This window comes from Paenibacillus sp. JL3B1040, from assembly GCF_057063165.1.
The window spans coordinates 3,722,998-3,739,101 of sequence record NZ_CM169317.1 but is presented as its reverse complement, the minus strand read 5'-3'; the positions used below and the strand labels follow the sequence as shown (position 1 = coordinate 3,739,101).

General features: G+C 55.0%; 16 protein-coding genes. 13 read left to right on the top strand and 3 right to left on the bottom strand.

The window, feature by feature from the left end:
* Nucleotides 1-259 precede the first annotated feature (259 nt).
* Complete coding sequence (dnaJ, locus tag ACZF99_RS16980) at nt 260-1,381, top strand: molecular chaperone DnaJ (RefSeq protein WP_483612801.1); 1,122 nt, start codon at nt 260-262, stop codon at nt 1,379-1,381.
* Nucleotides 1,382-1,646: 265 nt separating this feature from the next.
* On the opposite strand, the gene ACZF99_RS16975 is transcribed toward dnaJ, so the two are convergent.
* Together ACZF99_RS16975 and ACZF99_RS16970 are read right to left on the bottom strand one after the other, a co-directional pair.
* On the bottom strand, nt 1,647-1,931 hold the full coding sequence (locus ACZF99_RS16975; RefSeq protein ID WP_483606248.1) for a YxcD family protein: 285 nt from the start codon (nt 1,929-1,931) through the stop codon (nt 1,647-1,649).
* A 3-nt stretch (nt 1,932-1,934) separates the two neighbouring features.
* Nucleotides 1,935-2,369 (bottom strand): hypothetical protein, encoded by a 435-nt coding sequence (locus ACZF99_RS16970; RefSeq protein ID WP_483606247.1) that lies wholly within the window; start codon nt 2,367-2,369, stop codon nt 1,935-1,937.
* 204 nt (nt 2,370-2,573) lie between these two features.
* On the opposite strand from ACZF99_RS16970, the gene ACZF99_RS16965 reads away from it, so the two are divergent.
* The 8 genes from ACZF99_RS16965 (at nt 2,574) to tnpC (ending at nt 9,436) form a co-directional block, all read left to right on the top strand.
* Nucleotides 2,574-2,942 carry a hypothetical protein gene (locus ACZF99_RS16965; protein ID WP_483606246.1) on the top strand — a complete coding sequence of 123 codons (369 nt, stop codon included), beginning with the start codon at nt 2,574-2,576 and terminating at the stop codon, nt 2,940-2,942.
* A 60-nt stretch (nt 2,943-3,002) separates the two neighbouring features.
* Entirely contained in the window at nt 3,003-3,182 is a 180-nt protein-coding gene (locus tag ACZF99_RS16960; protein ID WP_483606245.1) for a YfhD family protein, read from the top strand.
* A gap of 112 nt (nt 3,183-3,294) precedes the next feature.
* Entirely contained in the window at nt 3,295-4,263 is a 969-nt protein-coding gene (gene prmA, locus ACZF99_RS16955; RefSeq protein WP_483606244.1) for a 50S ribosomal protein L11 methyltransferase, read from the top strand.
* A gap of 6 nt (nt 4,264-4,269) precedes the next feature.
* Nucleotides 4,270-4,953, top strand: a complete 684-nt coding sequence (locus ACZF99_RS16950) for a site-2 protease family protein (protein ID WP_483606243.1) — start codon at nt 4,270-4,272, stop codon at nt 4,951-4,953.
* Between the two features lie 89 nt (nt 4,954-5,042).
* A complete protein-coding gene (locus ACZF99_RS16945) occupies nt 5,043-5,807 on the top strand; it encodes a 16S rRNA (uracil(1498)-N(3))-methyltransferase (RefSeq protein ID WP_483612799.1) in 765 nt (254 codons plus the stop codon).
* A gap of 3 nt (nt 5,808-5,810) precedes the next feature.
* Entirely contained in the window at nt 5,811-7,154 is a 1,344-nt protein-coding gene (gene mtaB, locus ACZF99_RS16940; protein ID WP_483606242.1) for a tRNA (N(6)-L-threonylcarbamoyladenosine(37)-C(2))-methylthiotransferase MtaB, read from the top strand.
* Nucleotides 7,155-7,386: 232 nt separating this feature from the next.
* Nucleotides 7,387-7,824, top strand: a complete 438-nt coding sequence (locus tag ACZF99_RS16935) for an NUDIX hydrolase (RefSeq protein ID WP_483606240.1) — start codon at nt 7,387-7,389, stop codon at nt 7,822-7,824.
* 148 nt (nt 7,825-7,972) lie between these two features.
* Nucleotides 7,973-9,436, top strand: a complete 1,464-nt coding sequence (gene tnpC / locus ACZF99_RS16930; RefSeq protein ID WP_483606239.1) for an IS66 family transposase — start codon at nt 7,973-7,975, stop codon at nt 9,434-9,436.
* A 205-nt stretch (nt 9,437-9,641) separates the two neighbouring features.
* Here the strand turns inward: tnpC and ACZF99_RS16925 are convergent, their stop codons facing one another.
* Nucleotides 9,642-10,655 (bottom strand): Na/Pi cotransporter family protein, encoded by a 1,014-nt coding sequence (locus ACZF99_RS16925; protein ID WP_483606238.1) that lies wholly within the window; start codon nt 10,653-10,655, stop codon nt 9,642-9,644.
* Nucleotides 10,656-10,829: 174 nt separating this feature from the next.
* Between ACZF99_RS16925 and ACZF99_RS16920 the strand changes: the two genes are divergently transcribed.
* The 4 genes from ACZF99_RS16920 (at nt 10,830) to sufB (ending at nt 15,951) form a co-directional block, all read left to right on the top strand.
* A complete protein-coding gene (locus ACZF99_RS16920; RefSeq protein ID WP_483606237.1) occupies nt 10,830-12,203 on the top strand; it encodes a class I SAM-dependent rRNA methyltransferase in 1,374 nt (457 codons plus the stop codon).
* A 194-nt stretch (nt 12,204-12,397) separates the two neighbouring features.
* Nucleotides 12,398-13,177 (top strand): Fe-S cluster assembly ATPase SufC, encoded by a 780-nt coding sequence (gene sufC / locus ACZF99_RS16915; RefSeq protein WP_483606236.1) that lies wholly within the window; start codon nt 12,398-12,400, stop codon nt 13,175-13,177.
* 28 nt (nt 13,178-13,205) lie between these two features.
* Complete coding sequence (sufD, locus tag ACZF99_RS16910; protein ID WP_483606235.1) at nt 13,206-14,522, top strand: Fe-S cluster assembly protein SufD; 1,317 nt, start codon at nt 13,206-13,208, stop codon at nt 14,520-14,522.
* A 31-nt stretch (nt 14,523-14,553) separates the two neighbouring features.
* Nucleotides 14,554-15,951, top strand: coding sequence for a Fe-S cluster assembly protein SufB (gene sufB / locus ACZF99_RS16905; RefSeq protein WP_483606234.1), 1,398 nt, complete (start codon nt 14,554-14,556; stop codon nt 15,949-15,951).
* Nucleotides 15,952-16,104: the final 153 nt, after the last annotated feature.

Below are 16,104 nucleotides of genomic sequence, written 5' to 3'. Positions count from 1 at the left end.
TGCCGTGATTAAAAGATGACAGATAAGTTTGCTTCGTGAACAAAAGATGACTATTTGTCAGGTTTTGAGCACCGAGAAGGTTGGATGAAGTTGGGACTGAGTAGCGGAGCGTACATTGGGGTACGTGAGCAACTAAAATGTTTCTGCAGGAAACATGCTTCGGAAGCATACGCTTTGGCCCGGCTGAATTCAAGATTCGATGTCGAATCGGCTTCTCGATTTGCTTCGTGAACAAAAGATGACCGACGGGGGTGGAAGAATGGCAGAGAAACGCGATTACTACGAGGTGCTGGGCCTCAGTAAAAACGCATCCGACGAAGATATCAAAAAAGCTTACCGCAAGCTGGCCCGGCAATATCACCCGGACGTCAATAAAGCGGAGGATGCGGAAGCGAAATTCAAAGAAGTAAAGGAAGCCTACGACGTCCTGAGCGATCCGGGGAAACGGTCGCGTTACGACCAGTACGGCCATGTCGATCCGAATCAGGGCATGGGTGGCGGCTTCTCCGGCGGGGATTTCGGCGGCTTCGGGGATATCTTCGATATGTTCTTCGGTGGCGGCGGCGGTCGGCGTGATCCCAACGCTCCGCAGCGCGGCAACGATTTGCAATATACGATGACAATCGAATTCAAGGAAGCGGTGTTCGGCAAGGAAACGGATATCACGATTCCACGCACGGAGAACTGCGATACCTGCTTCGGTACCGGGGCCAAACCGGGAACGAAGCCGGTCACTTGCTCTGTGTGCCACGGCACCGGACAGCAAGAAGTCGTACAGAACACGCCGTTCGGACGAATGGTTAACCGGCGGGCGTGCAGCAACTGCGGCGGCAAAGGGCAGATCATTAAGGAGAAGTGCACCACCTGCGCCGGGAGCGGTAAAGTGAAGAAGCAGCGCAAAATTCATGTCCGCATTCCGGCAGGGGTCGACGATGGAGCGCAACTGCGGATGACCGGCGAAGGCGAAGGCGGATTGCGCGGCGGCCCTGCCGGCGACCTGTACATCATAATTCGCGTGAAATCGCATGATTTCTTCGACCGCGAAGGCGACGATATCTACTGCGAAGTTCCGTTAACATTCGCCCAGGCTGCGCTCGGCGATGAAATCGAGATCCCGACGCTGACGGAGAAGGTCAAACTGAAAATTCCGGCCGGAACGCAAACCGGGACCTACTTCCGTTTGAAAGGCAAAGGGGTTCCCCGCCTACGCGGGATCGGCCAGGGAGACCAACACGTGAAAGTGGTCGTCGTGACGCCAAGCAAGCTGAGCGACGAGCAAAAAGAACTGCTGCGTCAATTTGCTTCGCTGGACGGCGAGCAGACGCACGAGCATGAGCAATCGTTTTTTGACCGCATGAAACGGGCGTTTCGCGGAGATTGATCCCTAATGGAAGGGGCTACAATAAGTCCCCGAACAACAAAAAGCTGGATGGAAAAGGTGAAAGTTTTCCGCCCAGCTTTTTTTTAGCTGCTTTTTAATGCCATCGACCAAGCAAGTTTGAACGGTATTTCATACAAATTCCCTGCATCCCTTGCTTTACGGGCACTTTTAGACGATATTTCGTCCAAAATCCTGAATTCAGGCGGTACGGGAGTGACTTTGTATAACTTTTCGTACATAACTCCGGCGGCAGGAGGGATAGAGATTATCCGTCCGTCCGAATCTCCGCCAAGATTTCTTCCTCCAGGATCAGCCGGATATCCTCCCGGAATACACGCATCCCGTATTCCCGGTGAACGTACACCATGATCGCTTCCATGATGTTCGATTCGACGATATAGCGGCTGCGGCCGTTGACCCAAACCTCGCCGGTATATCCGGTATCCTCATCCCAGCTAAGCTCCACCGTCACATCGGTGGGGCGAACGCCCGTCCGCTCGGCGGTATGCAGGCAGATCGCGTTGATGATTTCGTCCATCCCGAGGATCATGGCTTAATACCGGCCTCCGTCGCGGTAATCGTCGTGGCGCGGCTGCTTTTTGAAGCGGCGGTACAAGGCCATGACCGCAATAATAATGACATAGATGGCCAACAGGTTAACGGCTAACCCCAGAATATTGCCGAAGAAGCCCATGTTGCCAAACAAGCCGCCGAACAGCAGGCCGGCAAATCCGCCGATCATCATCCCGCGCATAAAGCTGCCGCCGCTAAAAAAGCCCCGGTTGGTCGTCGGGGTCCCCGCCTGGGTTCCGGTTCGATTGCCGGTCGTATTCTGGTATTCGCTTTGCGCTGGCTTTTTCGGGGCGGGCTTGTACGTACGAGGACCGGATTTAAACCCTCCGCCGCGTCTCGCGTCGGCAAATTCGGGAGCGGTGAAGGTGAAAAACACGGTAAAAGCCATCATCAGCAGCATCACTCTTTTTAACATGGTGCATGAACCCCTCCTATGCATGTAAGTATGTTCTGTTCCCTAGCAAGTAATACGGACATAGTCGTGCGACGTTTCAAATTTTAATCAATAGGTGATTGGACAAAATTTGCATAAAGCCGGGGCCAAGATTGCATCCTACGGAATAGTGGCTGCGAAGAGTGCAGCTTCATTGAAAGCCGAAACGAAAGGCAGGGAGGAAGAATGGCTGAAAAGAATATTTTGGCCTATTTCAAAAGCCCGGAAGAAGCCGAAGGGGCAGCCCGCAAGTTAAGCGCGCTGCGAGTGGAGGATCTGTCGATCGACCGTTTCAGCCGTTATGCCGGCGAGGGGTATGAACCGATGAACCCGGTTGCGGGAAACCTATCCAGCCTGGCGGCAGTCACCCAGGATGCCGCGATCACGAACGCTTCGGCGGGCATTCTGGCGGCGGCGGATCCGGCGGCCAGCGGACTAAGCCACGGGGGACAAGGCGGACCGACCGGCCGCGATATTTTGCTGACCGCCGTCGTCGATGAATCGATTCATCATCAGGCGCTGCGGATCATTGAAGAAGCGGGCGGCTTGATTTAGCGTTTATGGAGGAGCCCGGCTTAGAATAAGCGATTTCGGTTAAAGGAGATGAAGATGGAGATGAGTCAAAGCCAGGAGGATCGGCGAACAAAGCGGATTTCGGCCAACGGAAAAACTTTGCCGATCGGACATAACAACGACGTGGAGTTTTCCGAGGATCTGGCCGATCAAGAGGATTGGGAAGCGCTGGAACGCAGCGAACGAGCGGATGCGCGCCAGCAGGGACAATATAAGTTGTAACGGCAGCGGCAAGCGGGGGAACCTTAACGGGGTCCCCTGTTTTGTTTTGTCACGGTCTGTATTCTATAGTACAATAAATCTTATGCATGGATGTCAAGGAGGAAATCATACGATGATTTGGAAGGAAATAACTATACATACGACGGAAGAAGCGGTGGAGATGGTTTCCAACTTCCTGCATGAAGCGGGTGCAGGCGGGGTAACCATTGAAGAGCACGTCGATAACGATAAGCCTCGCGATACTTCGCTGGGACAATGGTTTGAAATTCCGCCCAACGATATTCCCGAGGGGGAAGCCAAAATCAGCGGGTATTTTCCGGAAGGACTGAATATCGACGAAGTGCTGGCCGAAATCCGGTCGCGGATCGAGGAACTCAAGGGCTATGACATCGACCCGGGGGATGCGGGCATCACCGTTCGGGACGTAAGCGAGGACGATTGGGCCAACAACTGGAAGCAGTACTTCAAACCGCTGCGGGTGTCGGAGAAGCTGACGATCAAACCGACGTGGGAAACCTATGCCCCTGAGTCGCCGGGCGAGCAAATTATCGAACTGGATCCCGGCATGGCGTTTGGTACGGGCACGCATCCGACCACGTCCCTATGCTTGCGCACGCTCGAGACGATGATCCGCGAAGGGGACGAAGTCATCGACGTCGGCACGGGGTCGGGGATTCTGGCCATCGGCGCATGCCGGCTTGGCGCTTCCAAGGTGCTGGCGCTCGATCTGGATCCGGTAGCCGTGTCCAGCGCGACGGAGAACACGCGGCTGAACGGTTTGGAGGATCGGATCCAGGTAGTGGAAAGCGATCTGTTGTCCGTGCTTAAGGGCGAAGGCAGCGCCGGCGTACAGGTTAAGCTGCCGGTGCGGGTGGTGGTCGCCAATATTTTGGCCGAGATCATTTTGCTGTTTATCGAGGATGTATACCAGGCGTTGCAGACCGGCGGTTATTATATCGCATCGGGCATTTATAAAAACAAAGAACAAGCCGTACAAGAAGCGCTGATTGCCGCGGGTTTCGAACTGGAACGGACGGCCCGGGAAGAAGATTGGGTCGCTTTTGTGGCGAGAAAGAGGTAACCGTTTATGGAGTGGTTAAACCAAATATTGCGGGTCCCGCTGGACCAGCTTCCTTTTTATTTGATCACGCTGGTGATCGCTTTTACGGTGCATGAATTTTCCCACGCTTATTTCGCTAATAAATTCGGGGACCCGACGGCCAAGCTGCTGGGCCGCGTCACGCTGAATCCGGCGGTGCATTTCGATTTGCTGGGTATCATCCTGCTTCTGATCGCCGGCTTTGGCTGGGCCCGGCCGGTGCCGGTCAACCGCGACAACTTCAGCAAACCGCGCCAGATGGGCGTGATCGTATCGGTGGCCGGGCCGCTCAGCAACCTGTTGCTGGGCGTTCTCGGAACCTTGGTTTACGTGATCCTGGCCCGGTTCGGTGTGTTGGATGCCATTACGAACGAGAAGTTATTCCAGGCGATTCTGATTTTCTTTAATTTGTTTACCATCATGAACTTTTTCTTATTCTTATTCAATTTGATCCCGCTGCCGCCGCTTGACGGCTATCGGATCTTGGAGGATGTCGTGCCGCGCCGCATGCTGGGCAAGCTGCAGCAATACGAGCAGTGGTCGGTGCTGATTTTCTTGATCATCCTGATCGTCCCGGGGATGCAGCGGTATACGATTACGCCGCTGTATAACGCGGCCGAGGCAATCTACTTCCAGTTCGCTCATCTCTTCCTTACTTTATTTGGCATGTAGGCGGGAAGAAAGACTGGAAACGGGGATTTAAAAGTTGTATGATGTAGTTTGGTGATTTTGACCTTGATGGAACGATGAGGATGATATGGATGCAGCGTTATTTTGTGGAGCCCGCGCAGTTCGGCGATCGGGAAGTGACCATTGTCGGAGAGGATGCCCGCCATATCGGCAGGGTGATGCGTTCCAAGCCCGGCGATAAGCTGATCGTGAGCGACGGGGTTTCCCGGGAAATCCTCGCGGAGATTACTTGTATCGAGCCGCAGCAGGTAACTGCGGCTATTATAGAGGAGCTGGCGGCGTCCGGTGAACCGTGGCTGCAGGTGACCGTGGCCCAGAGCTTGCCGAAAGGCGACAAGATGGAAACCGTCATCCAGAAATGCACGGAGATTGGAGCCGCCTCCTTTCTTCCTTTTTTATCGGAACGTACGGTAGTGCAATACGACAGCAAGAAGGAAGAGAAGCGGCTCGCCCGCTGGCAAAAAATCGCCAAAGAGGCCGCCGAGCAGGCGCATCGCAGCAAAATTCCGGTTCTCGAGCTTCCGGTGAAATGGAAGGAGCTGCTTGCTGCGCTGCGGGGCTACGATTTGGTATGCTTATGTTACGAGAAAGAGGACGGACGGCAGCTGCGGGACGTGCTAAAGCCTTTCGCCGCCGCGCTGGCGCCTGATGCAACGGTCAAAGTCGCCGTCGTGGTCGGGCCGGAAGGCGGCTTCACCGAAGCCGAAGTGCGGGAAGCCGAGGCCGCAGGCGCGGTATCCGTCGGATTGGGCCGGCGCATTCTGCGGACCGAAACGGCCGCCATGGCCGCCCTGACCTGCATCATGTATGAAACCGGAGAAATGGGGGGGATTTGAGCGATGCCAACCGTCGCCTTTTACACCTTGGGTTGTAAAGTTAATTTCTATGATACCGAAGCCATTTGGCAGCTGTTCAAAAACGAAGGCTACGAGCAGGTGGATTTCGAGCAATCCGCCGCTGACGTTTATTTAATCAATACCTGTACCGTGACGAACACCGGCGATAAGAAGAGCCGTCAGATCATCCGGCGTGCCGTCCGCCGCAATCCGGACGCGATCGTTGCGGTAACCGGCTGCTATGCGCAGACATCTCCTGCGGAGATTTTGGACATCCCCGGCGTGGATCTGGTGATCGGGACGCAGGACCGGGATAAGATCATCCCTTATGTGAAGCAGCTTCAAGAGCAACGCAAACCGATCAACGCCGTGCGCAACATCATGAAGACGCGGGAGTTCGAGGAGCTGGACGTGCCGGATTTTGCCGATCACACCCGCGCTTTCCTGAAAATCCAGGAAGGCTGCAACAATTTCTGCACCTTCTGCATTATCCCTTGGTCGCGCGGTCTGTCCCGCAGCCGCGATCCGCAAAGCGTTATCCAGCAAGCGCGTCAATTGGTCGCGGCAGGGTACAAGGAAATCGTCTTGACCGGCATTCATACCGGCGGGTATGGGGACGACCTGGAAAACTACCGTTTGTCCGACCTGCTTTGGGACCTGGATAAAGTCGAAGGGCTCGGCCGCATCCGCATCAGCTCGATCGAAGCGAGCCAAATCGACGAGCGGATGCTTGAGGTGCTGAAGAACTCCTCGAAAATGTGCCGCCATTTCCATATCCCGCTGCAGGCGGGCAGCAACGAAGTGCTGAAGCGCATGAGAAGAAAGTATACAATCGAAGAGTTTGAGCATAAAATCAAAATGATCCGCGATTTCATGCCGGACGTAGCGATTACGACCGACGTCATCGTCGGCTTCCCGGGGGAAACCGACGAGTTGTTCCGCGAAGGCTTCGAAGCGATCAAACGCATCGGATTCTCGGAGATGCACGTATTCCCTTATTCCAAGCGGAGCGGTACGCCGGCTGCCCGGATGGAGGACCAGGTGGACGAGGACGTGAAGCATGCTCGCGTGCATGAGCTAATTGATTTGTCCGAGCAAATGCAGTTCGCGTATGCCGAGAAATTCGTCGGCCAGGTGCTGGACGTCATCCCGGAGAAGGATGAGAAAGGCACCGCCGGAGACGGCTTCGTGACCGGCTTTAGCGACAACTACCTGCAAGTTCGCTTCCCGGGCACCCCGGACCTGACCGGCAAAATGTGCCGCGTCAAGCTGACCCGCGCCGACGTCAACACCAGCGAAGGCCAGTTGGTCCGCGTGCTGGACGAAGCCTCGCAAGCCCTAGCTTAATACTTCCGCCCGACACCGGGCATGAGCCAAGGATTTCACCCCTGCCGGGGCTGAAATCCTTGTTGTTACATAAGGGCAAATTGGAAGTATGAGTACGATGCGCCTATAATTAACAAGTAACATGGAAGGAGCAAGCGTATTCCCGAAGGGAACAGCGCAGGAGCGCCTCAGTAATTCCGTGAGTCCCGGTTTGAGTGGATTGAGTTCTTATATTGAAGGAGGTACAGCCAGAATGCCATTCAAAGAAATCTCTGCCGGAGGCGTCGTTTATCGCATCCAAGACGGGCGGCTGCAAGTGCAACTCATTACCGATCGTTACGGCAAAATATCGTTTCCGAAAGGGAAGAGGGAACCGGGGGAGACGCCCCCGCAAACGGCGCTTCGCGAAATTTTGGAGGAAACCGGCATTAATGGCCAAATTGATAAATTAATCGATATCATCGCCTATACCTACCATCATCCCAAACTGGGGAATGTCGATAAAGAAGTTCATTATTACCTGGTAGAATGGCAGAGCGGAGCGCTCCGGCCCCAACTCGAGGAGATCCGCAGCGTGTCCTGGTACGAGCCGCAGGAAGCTTGGCGTCAGCAGCGGAAGGCCGGATACGACAACAACGATTTCATATTGGAAAAAGCGCTGAAAATGCTCGGTGTCGAGCCGAAAAACTAAAGGTAAAGCCATCGGGAGAGAAATAGTTGCCTACGAGGTTACTACTTAGGTCTCCTCCTATCGCGAGGAGATTTTTTTTTGTCTCAAGCAGTAATTCCCATGCAAACGTCGAATGTAATATTATCCATTGAATCATGAGGTGAGCCGTATGAAGCTGACGAAACAACAGGTCAATACTATTTGTAAAGGCGATCAGGAGATTGCCAGTTACTTTCATGCGCTGCTGGATCAAAATGAGAAGCTCACCCAAATCGTAGAGAAGCAAGCCAAACGCATTCAACAATTGGAGAAGCGAGTTCAGGAACTGGAGCGCCAACTCGGCCAGAATAGTCAGAACAGCAGCAAACCGCCTTCGAGTGACGGATTCCGTAAACCAACCAATTTACGCCAACCAGGAGGGAAAAAAGGCGCTCCTCAAGGTCACGAAGGTCATACGCTGCATGTGGTTACGAACCCGGATTATGTCATGGTTCATCCGCTTGAAACCTGTTCCAGCTGCGGTTTTTCCTTGAAACAGGTACCCGCACAAGAGCTAGAGAAGCGACAAGTCTTTGACTTACCTGCCCCTCGCATGGTCATCACCGAACATCAGGCTGAAAAGAAATGTTGCCCGCAATGCTGCGTCCAACAGACCGCTTCCTTTCCTTCTCATGTTCGAGCGCCTGTGCAATACGGAAGAGAAATGGCAGCATGGACGGCTTATCTTCATGCCTATCAATTGTTGCCGCTTGAGCGTATTGGACAGCTCTATGCCGATCTCACGGGATACCGCCCGAGCGAGGCCACCTTACTTGCTCAACTGGAAGAGATGACAAGTCGTCTTCAGCCGCTAGAGCGAACCATTCGCGAGCAGCTGTTAGCCAGCCCCGTGGTACACGCCGATGAAACGGGATTTCGCGTCAACGGAAAAGGGTACTGGATGCATACCGTGTGTAACCAAGAGTGGACACTCTTGTTCGCCCATCCCAGCCGCGGAAGCAAAGGAATGGATGCCATGAATGTATTACCCCACTATAAGGGGAATCTCGTTCATGACTGCTACGCCTCTTACTTTAAAGACCAGTATGCTTTCCGTCATGTGCTTTGCAATGCGCACCTGCTGCGGGATTGTAAAGAAATTGCCCAGTACGATAACCATCAATGGGCAACCGATATGACGACGCTGTTGCAAGAGAGTTGGAAAGCTGCACGCATAGCTCGCAGCCTTCAACAGCCTCTATCTGATGCGGTGGTCCAAGCATTCAGATCCCGTTATGATGATATTCTGCAGCGAGGTCGTGAAGAATGGGCGAAAGATGCCGTGCCCGAGAAAACGGGACCTCGCGGAAGAAAATCCAAGAGCAAAGCAGCCAATCTAGGTGGGAGGTTTCTGGCGTACAAAGACGCCGTACTCGCCTTTCTTTGTGATGCCCGAATTCCTTTTGACAACAACCAAGCGGAGCGAGATATCCGTATGGTGAAAGTCAAAACGAAGATATCTGGTGGATTCCGCACTTCGCAAGGTGCGGAGCAATTCGCTCGCATCCGCGGCGTCATCTCCACGTTTCGCAAAAAACAACTCCCCATCTTAAACTCCCTGATTTCTGCACTTCAAGGTCAATTCAGTTTCTAACAGCACCTAAGTAGTAACCCTACGAGCAGTTATTTCTGCCGAAATCGCCTAAAAAGGTGGAATAAATGCAAGAGTGCAGTTATTTTTTACGGTATTTGAGAAATCGAGAGATATCGGCGAAAATAACTGCATTTTTGAGGTTATTTTGAGGAATAGCTGCTTGTTCTTAGGAATAGCTGCACTTCAACAGCTATTCCTATCCACTCTAGGCCTTCGTGTTCGGAAGGAGACGGCCGGGGCGGTCGTCTCCGATTCGATCCAGCCGGGACCAGATCGGCAAGTAGCAAAAGGGCAGCGCTAACAAGGAAGAAACGACGTTGAATATCGTTTGCGTATGGGCGATTTGCGCCGAAGGATCGGCGGTCAGCCAGGCTGCCGCCATTTGCAGCAACGGGACCAGCGGCAAAAACAACGCTGCCCCCAGCACGTTCAGCGTCACGTGCGACCAGGCGACGAACCGGCCCGGCCGGGTGCCGCCGATCGCGGCGATCACCGCCGTGACGCAGGTGCCGACGTTGGAGCCGATGACCATGGCGATTCCGAACTCCATCGGCAAGGCTCCGCTTGCGGCAAGTCCCATCGTCATGGCGACGACGGCGGCGCTGCTATGAATGATCGCCGTCAGGATCGCCCCGGCGAAGGCGCCCCACAGCAGGCTGCCGGTCGCATGCTCCAGCAGCCAGGTGATCACGCCGCGTTCCTCCAGCGCCGGACCGATCGATTGCATGAAGCGGATCGCGATCATCACCAGGCTGAAGCCGGCCAAGGCCAGGGCGCCAAACTGCAAGGGCAGCAGCCAAGGCAAGCGGCGTTTGATATAGTCGGGCAGCCTCTCATCGCCCAGCACGGCGGCCGCCCACAGCCCTAATGAAACGACGAGCATGGGAACGCCCAGCTTGGCTATATTAAGGGCAAGCAGCTCCGTGGTGAGACAGGTCCCGATATTGCCCCCCAGGATGATGCCCAGCGTTCGCGCATAGTTCAACAGACCGGCGTTGACGAGGCCGATCGTCATTACCGTAACGGCCGTGCTGCTCTGCAGTACGGCCGTAATCAGCGTGCTGGACAGCAGGCCGGTCCACGGCGTCCGCGTCGTTCGGTGAAGGAAGCCGATCAGTCTGGGTCCGGCCCAGGCGTGCAGGGCTCCCTCCATCACTTTCATGCCGAACAGGAACAGGGCGAAACCAAACGTCACCGGGAACAAGATGTCTTGAAACATATCGGCGGTCCCCTTTTCCGCATAATTAAATGGTATCCAAGCTATATTCGTACAAGTTACATATATGACGGATGGACAACTTCCATGCCAGCAAAGCGAGCTGGCCGGCGTCTGATTCGCAAGGGGCGGCGTGGCGTCCCCGATTACAATTTTGGATGAGGAGTGAGGCATCGAGTGGCAAGGGTCATATTGCAGCGCAGCCGTAAAAAACGGTTGGAAAAAGGGCATCCTTGGATCTTCAAAAATGAAATCGAAAGCGTAGAAGGGGACGTGCAGCCGGGTGCTCTGGTCGAAGTCGTCGACCATCGGGGTCGTTACCTGGCTACGGGATATTACAACCCGGCCTCGCAAATTACCGTCCGCGTCGTGTCGTATAAGCCGCTGGCGGAGATGGACACCGCCTTTTTTGTCCGGCGGTTTACGGAATGTTTGAAGCATCGGGAACGGTTCGTGAAGGAGGATGCCTACCGGCTGGTCTACGGGGAAGCCGACTTTTTGCCCGGCCTGATCGTGGACAAGTTCGGGGACGTGCTGGTTGTGCAGTTGCTGACCCTGGGCATGGACCGCTGCCGAAAGCAAATCGTGGAGGCGTTGACAGAAGTGCTGCATCCGATGGGCATCTATGAACGAAGCGACGTCTCCGTACGCGAAATGGAAGGCCTGGAGCAGGTAAAAGGACCGATGTACGGTGAGCCGCCCCGCCATGTGATCGTTTCCGAGAACGGGCTTCGGATCGAAGTCGATATCGAGCAAGGGCAAAAAACGGGATATTTCTTCGACCAGCGGGAAAATCGGGCGTCCATCCGGCCGCTGATGACCGGCTGGGGCGGACGCAGCGGCATCGCGCTGCAGGAATTGCCGGCGGAAGACGGCGGCGTGCGGTTGGCGCCGGTCAACCGGAACGGCAAAGAGGTCACCTTCCCGTATTGGGACGGGGCGACCGTGCTGGAATGCTTCTCGCACACCGGAAGCTTTACCCTGCATGCCTGCCAATACGGAGCGAAAAAAGTAACCTGCCTCGATATTTCCGAGCATGCGATCGAAAGCGCGAAACGGAACGTTGAGTTGAACGGGTTCACCGATCGCGTCGAGTTTGTCGTGGCCGACGCGTTTGACTATTTGCGCAGCCAAGGGAAGGGCTTGGAGGAACGGGCGCGCCGGGCGGCGCAGGACGCCAAGGTTGACACCTCCGTGCCGCTGATCGCCGGCGGCGGACGAACCTGGGATGTCGTGATCCTCGATCCGCCAGCGTTCGCCAAGACGAAATCGGCCGTTAAGGGCGCCTGCCGCGGATACAAAGACATCAACCTGCACGGGATGAAGCTGGTCAACGAAGGCGGTTACTTGGTAACGGCGAGCTGCTCCTACCATATGCGTCCGGATTTGTTCCTGGAGACGATCCTGGAGGCCGCCGAGGATGCGGGTAAAGTGCTGCGCCTGGTCGAATGGCGGGCGGCCGGGAAAGACCATCCGCAAATCCTGGGGGTGGACGAAGGGCATTACCTGAAATTCGCCATTTTCGAAGTGCGCAGTAAATCGTCGTTTTGAACTGCAAATTCATAAGAGATAAAACGTCATTTCGCCGGCCGGTGCGAGATGGCGTTTTTTTGCGTTTTAATTCGTAATAAATGAAGTTGATAATCATTATCAATTATGCTAGTCTATTATTGTTTACTAGTAAACGATAATATTTAATTCGTGAAGTAGCTATGCCGTAAAGGAGAAGGGAAGGTGTTTTTTATATGACATCCTTGATCATTGAAAACCTGAAATCGGAAATTGAAGGTAAGGAGATTTTAAAAGGATTGAGCCTTACGATCGGCGGCGGAGAAATTCATGCGGTGATGGGACCGAACGGTACCGGAAAAAGCACGCTGGCCTCCTCGCTGATGGGCCATCCCAAATATGAGGTAACGGGCGGAAGCGTGACGCTCAACGGAGAGGATCTGCTGGAGATGGATGTTGACGAACGGGCGCGTGCGGGATTGTTCCTGGCGATGCAGTATCCGAGCGAAATCGCCGGCGTCACCAACGCGGATTTTCTGCGCAGCGCGATCAATGCCCGAAGGGAAGAGGGGAACGAGATCTCGCTGATCCGCTTCGTGCGCCAGATGGAGAGCAAAATGCAGGAGTTGGAAATGAATCCGGAATTCGCCCACCGATATTTGAACGAAGGTTTTTCCGGGGGGGAGAAGAAGCGAAACGAAATTTTGCAAATGATGCTGTTGGAACCGAAAATCGTCATTCTTGACGAGGTCGATTCCGGGTTGGACATCGACGCGCTCCGCATCGTAGCCCGCGGCGTCAATGCGATGCGCTCGCCGGAGCGGGGCTTTTTGATCATCACTCACTATCAGCGGCTGCTGAATTATATCACGCCGGATTACGTGCATGTGATGATGCAGGGGCGGATCGTCAAGTCCGGAGGGCCGGAGCTCGCCGAACGCCTGGAGGCGGACGGATATGAATGGGTCAAAGAGGAGCTGGGCATCGAGGACGAGACGGCGGAGCAATCGATCTAGAAACCATGGAGAAAGGAGGAGAATACGAATGAGCGCAATTGTACGGCCATTGCCGATGGATGCCGAACGGCTTCGCTCCTTATCTTTGCGGAAGAGCGAGCCCCTCTGGCTGACGAATTCCCGGCTGCGGGCGTTGGAGCTCGCGGAAACACTGGAGTTGCCGAAGCTGGAGAAGACAAGCCTGGAGCGCTGGGATATTTATGCGTGCGGGACCTACAGCCCCGAATCGGCCTGGAGCGGTCCGGAGGAAGCGCCCGAAGCGGTCCGCGCGTTGATTGCCGGGCAAGGAGGACGTAGGGAGGGCGGTCTGATCGTAGGGCGCAATGCCGGCAACGTCTACCGGTGGCTGGCCCCCGAATTTTCCGCCCAAGGCGTGATCTTTACCGACTTGCAAACCGCGGCAAGGGAGCATGGGGAACTCGTCAAGCCTTTCCTCCATCAAGCCGTTGCCGCGGAAGAACACGCGCTGACCGCGCTGCATGCCGCATGCTGGAGCGGAGGCGTGTTCCTATACGTTCCCGATAACGTGGAGGTAACCGTGCCGCTGCAGGCTATCCTGCTAAGTGACGGCGAGAATGCGCTGTTCATGCCGCACATTTTGATCGTCACGGGCAAAAACAGTTCGGTCAGCTATGTCGATAACTACGTGTCCGGCGGCAACGCCGCGAAAACGCTGCACAACGGGGTTGTTGAAGTGTTCGTGGGGGCCGGTTCCAGGGTGCGCTTCGCTTCGGTCCACCAGCTTGGCCCGGAAATGACCGATCTGACCTGGCGCCGGGCGGTCATCGAAAATGACGGCGGCATCGAATGGATTATCGGCGAAATGAATGACGGAAACACGGCCGGCGATACCAAAACGGTGCTGAAAGGCAACGGTTCGACATCCGATACGAAAGTGATCGCGGTCGGTTCGGCTTCACAGAAAGCGAACTATACGACGCAGGCCCAGCATTTCGGCAGAAGCTCCAAAAGCCAAATGGCCACCCGCGCCGTCATGCGGGAGGAAGCGACCGCCATCATCAACGGCATCACCAAAATCGAAAAAGGCGCCTCCAAATGCGACGGACAACAGGCGGAAAAGGTGTTGATGCTGAGTCCCAATGCCCGCGGAGACGCGAATCCGATCTTGCTGATCGACGAGGACGACGTCGTTGCGGGGCATGCCGCTTCGGTCGGACAGGTGAATCCGGAACAGATCTACTATCTGATGTCCCGGGGGATTTCCCGCCGCGAGGCGGAGTACTTGGCTATTTTCGGATTTCTTATGCCGGTCATTTCCGAAATTCCGCTGGAAGGCGTGCGCGACCGGCTGCAACAGCTCGTCGAACGGAAACTGGGAAGATAGGCAGTTCTATAGGTAAAAGGGAGGTATCAAAATGGCCAAAAAAGCGCCCGAAATGGAAGATTACAAATACGACTTCCGCGATGCGCATCGCCCCGTTTTCCAATCCGGAAAAGGGCTGACCATCGAAACCGTCCGGGAGATTTCCCGTATGAAGGAAGAGCCGGAGTGGATGCTCGAGTTCCGCCTGAAGTCGTTCGAGCAATTTCTGAAAATGCCGATGCCGCGCTGGGGAGCGAACCTGGACGGACTTCATCTGGACGACATTCAATATTATGTGCGGCCGTCCGAAAAGCAAGGCAGAACCTGGGAAGAGGTGCCGGAAGAAATCAAGGCAACGTTCGACAAGCTGGGGATTCCGGAGGCTGAGCAAAAATATCTCGCCGGAGTGTCTGCCCAATACGAATCGGAAGTGGTTTACCACAGCATGCGGGAGGATTTGCAAAAACAAGGCGTCGTGTTCCTGGATACGGATACGGCGCTCAAAGAATACCCGGAGCTGTTCAAAAAATATTTCGGCACGATCATTCCGGCGGCCGACAACAAATTCGCGGCCCTGAACAGCGCCGTCTGGTCGGGCGGAAGCTTCGTGTACGTTCCGAAAGGCGTGCAGTGCGAGGTGCCGATCCAGGGGTATTTTCGCATCAACTCGGAAAATATGGGGCAGTTCGAACGTACGCTGATCATCGCGGAGGAAGGCAGCTTCGTGCATTACGTGGAAGGCTGCACGGCGCCGGTATACAGCACGAGCTCGCTGCACAGCGGCGTTATCGAAATCGTCTGCCTCAAAGATTCGCGCGTCCGCTATACGACGATCCAAAATTGGGCGCCGAATATATACAACCTGGTGACCCAACGGGCCGTAGCCGAGGAAAACGCGACGATGGAATGGGTCGACGGCAATATCGGCTCCAAAATCACGATGAAATATCCGGCGGTCATCCTGAAAGGCCGCGGCGCCAAAGGCTCGGTTCTGTCGATCGCCGTCGCCGGCGAAGGCCAGGTTCAGGACGCCGGAGCCAAAATGATCCATCTGGCGCCGGAAACGACCTCGACCATCATTTCCAAATCGATCAGCAAGCACGGCGGAAAAGTGACCTACCGGGGTCTTTCCACCTTCGGCCGAGACGCGGCGTTCTCCAAATCAAACATCAAATGCGATACGTTAATCCTTGATCCTTTGTCCACCTCCGACACGATTCCGTACAACGAAATCAAAAACGACCAGGTCACGTTGGAGCACGAGGCGACGGTTTCCAAAGTTTCGGAGGAGCAGCTGTTTTACCTGATGAGCCGGGGGCTGACGGAGGAAGAAGCGACGCAGATGATCGTCATGGGCTTTATTGAGCCGTTCACGAAGGAGCTGCCGATGGAATACGCAGTGGAAATGAACCGGCTGATCAAGTTCGAGATGGAGGGATCGATCGGTTGAACCTCCCGAAGCCGCCGAACGGCAGCCTTGTTTCGCGTAATATCGTGAAACAAGGCTGTTTTTTTTGAAATGGCGCCCATTTTTTCGATGCGAATGTTTGATCGTATTTATGCTATACTGGAAACTAACGAAATGTCCGTCGTAGGAGGTACT

What these genes read in the sequence shown, in the direction of transcription:
- dnaJ (WP_483612801.1), top strand. Translation starts at nt 260, where the DNA reads ATGGCAGAGAAACGCGATTACTACGAGGTGCTGGGCCTCAGTAAAAAC.
- ACZF99_RS16975 (WP_483606248.1), bottom strand. Translation starts at nt 1,931, where the DNA reads ATGATCCTCGGGATGGACGAAATCATCAACGCGATCTGCCTGCATACC.
- ACZF99_RS16970 (WP_483606247.1), bottom strand. Translation starts at nt 2,369, where the DNA reads ATGTTAAAAAGAGTGATGCTGCTGATGATGGCTTTTACCGTGTTTTTC.
- ACZF99_RS16965 (WP_483606246.1), top strand. Translation starts at nt 2,574, where the DNA reads ATGGCTGAAAAGAATATTTTGGCCTATTTCAAAAGCCCGGAAGAAGCC.
- ACZF99_RS16960 (WP_483606245.1), top strand. Translation starts at nt 3,003, where the DNA reads ATGAGTCAAAGCCAGGAGGATCGGCGAACAAAGCGGATTTCGGCCAAC.
- prmA (WP_483606244.1), top strand. Translation starts at nt 3,295, where the DNA reads ATGATTTGGAAGGAAATAACTATACATACGACGGAAGAAGCGGTGGAG.
- ACZF99_RS16950 (WP_483606243.1), top strand. Translation starts at nt 4,270, where the DNA reads ATGGAGTGGTTAAACCAAATATTGCGGGTCCCGCTGGACCAGCTTCCT.
- ACZF99_RS16945 (WP_483612799.1), top strand. Translation starts at nt 5,043, where the DNA reads ATGCAGCGTTATTTTGTGGAGCCCGCGCAGTTCGGCGATCGGGAAGTG.
- mtaB (WP_483606242.1), top strand. Translation starts at nt 5,811, where the DNA reads ATGCCAACCGTCGCCTTTTACACCTTGGGTTGTAAAGTTAATTTCTAT.
- ACZF99_RS16935 (WP_483606240.1), top strand. Translation starts at nt 7,387, where the DNA reads ATGCCATTCAAAGAAATCTCTGCCGGAGGCGTCGTTTATCGCATCCAA.
- tnpC (WP_483606239.1), top strand. Translation starts at nt 7,973, where the DNA reads ATGAAGCTGACGAAACAACAGGTCAATACTATTTGTAAAGGCGATCAG.
- ACZF99_RS16925 (WP_483606238.1), bottom strand. Translation starts at nt 10,655, where the DNA reads ATGTTTCAAGACATCTTGTTCCCGGTGACGTTTGGTTTCGCCCTGTTC.
- sufC (WP_483606236.1), top strand. Translation starts at nt 12,398, where the DNA reads ATGACATCCTTGATCATTGAAAACCTGAAATCGGAAATTGAAGGTAAG.
- sufD (WP_483606235.1), top strand. Translation starts at nt 13,206, where the DNA reads ATGAGCGCAATTGTACGGCCATTGCCGATGGATGCCGAACGGCTTCGC.
- sufB (WP_483606234.1), top strand. Translation starts at nt 14,554, where the DNA reads ATGGCCAAAAAAGCGCCCGAAATGGAAGATTACAAATACGACTTCCGC.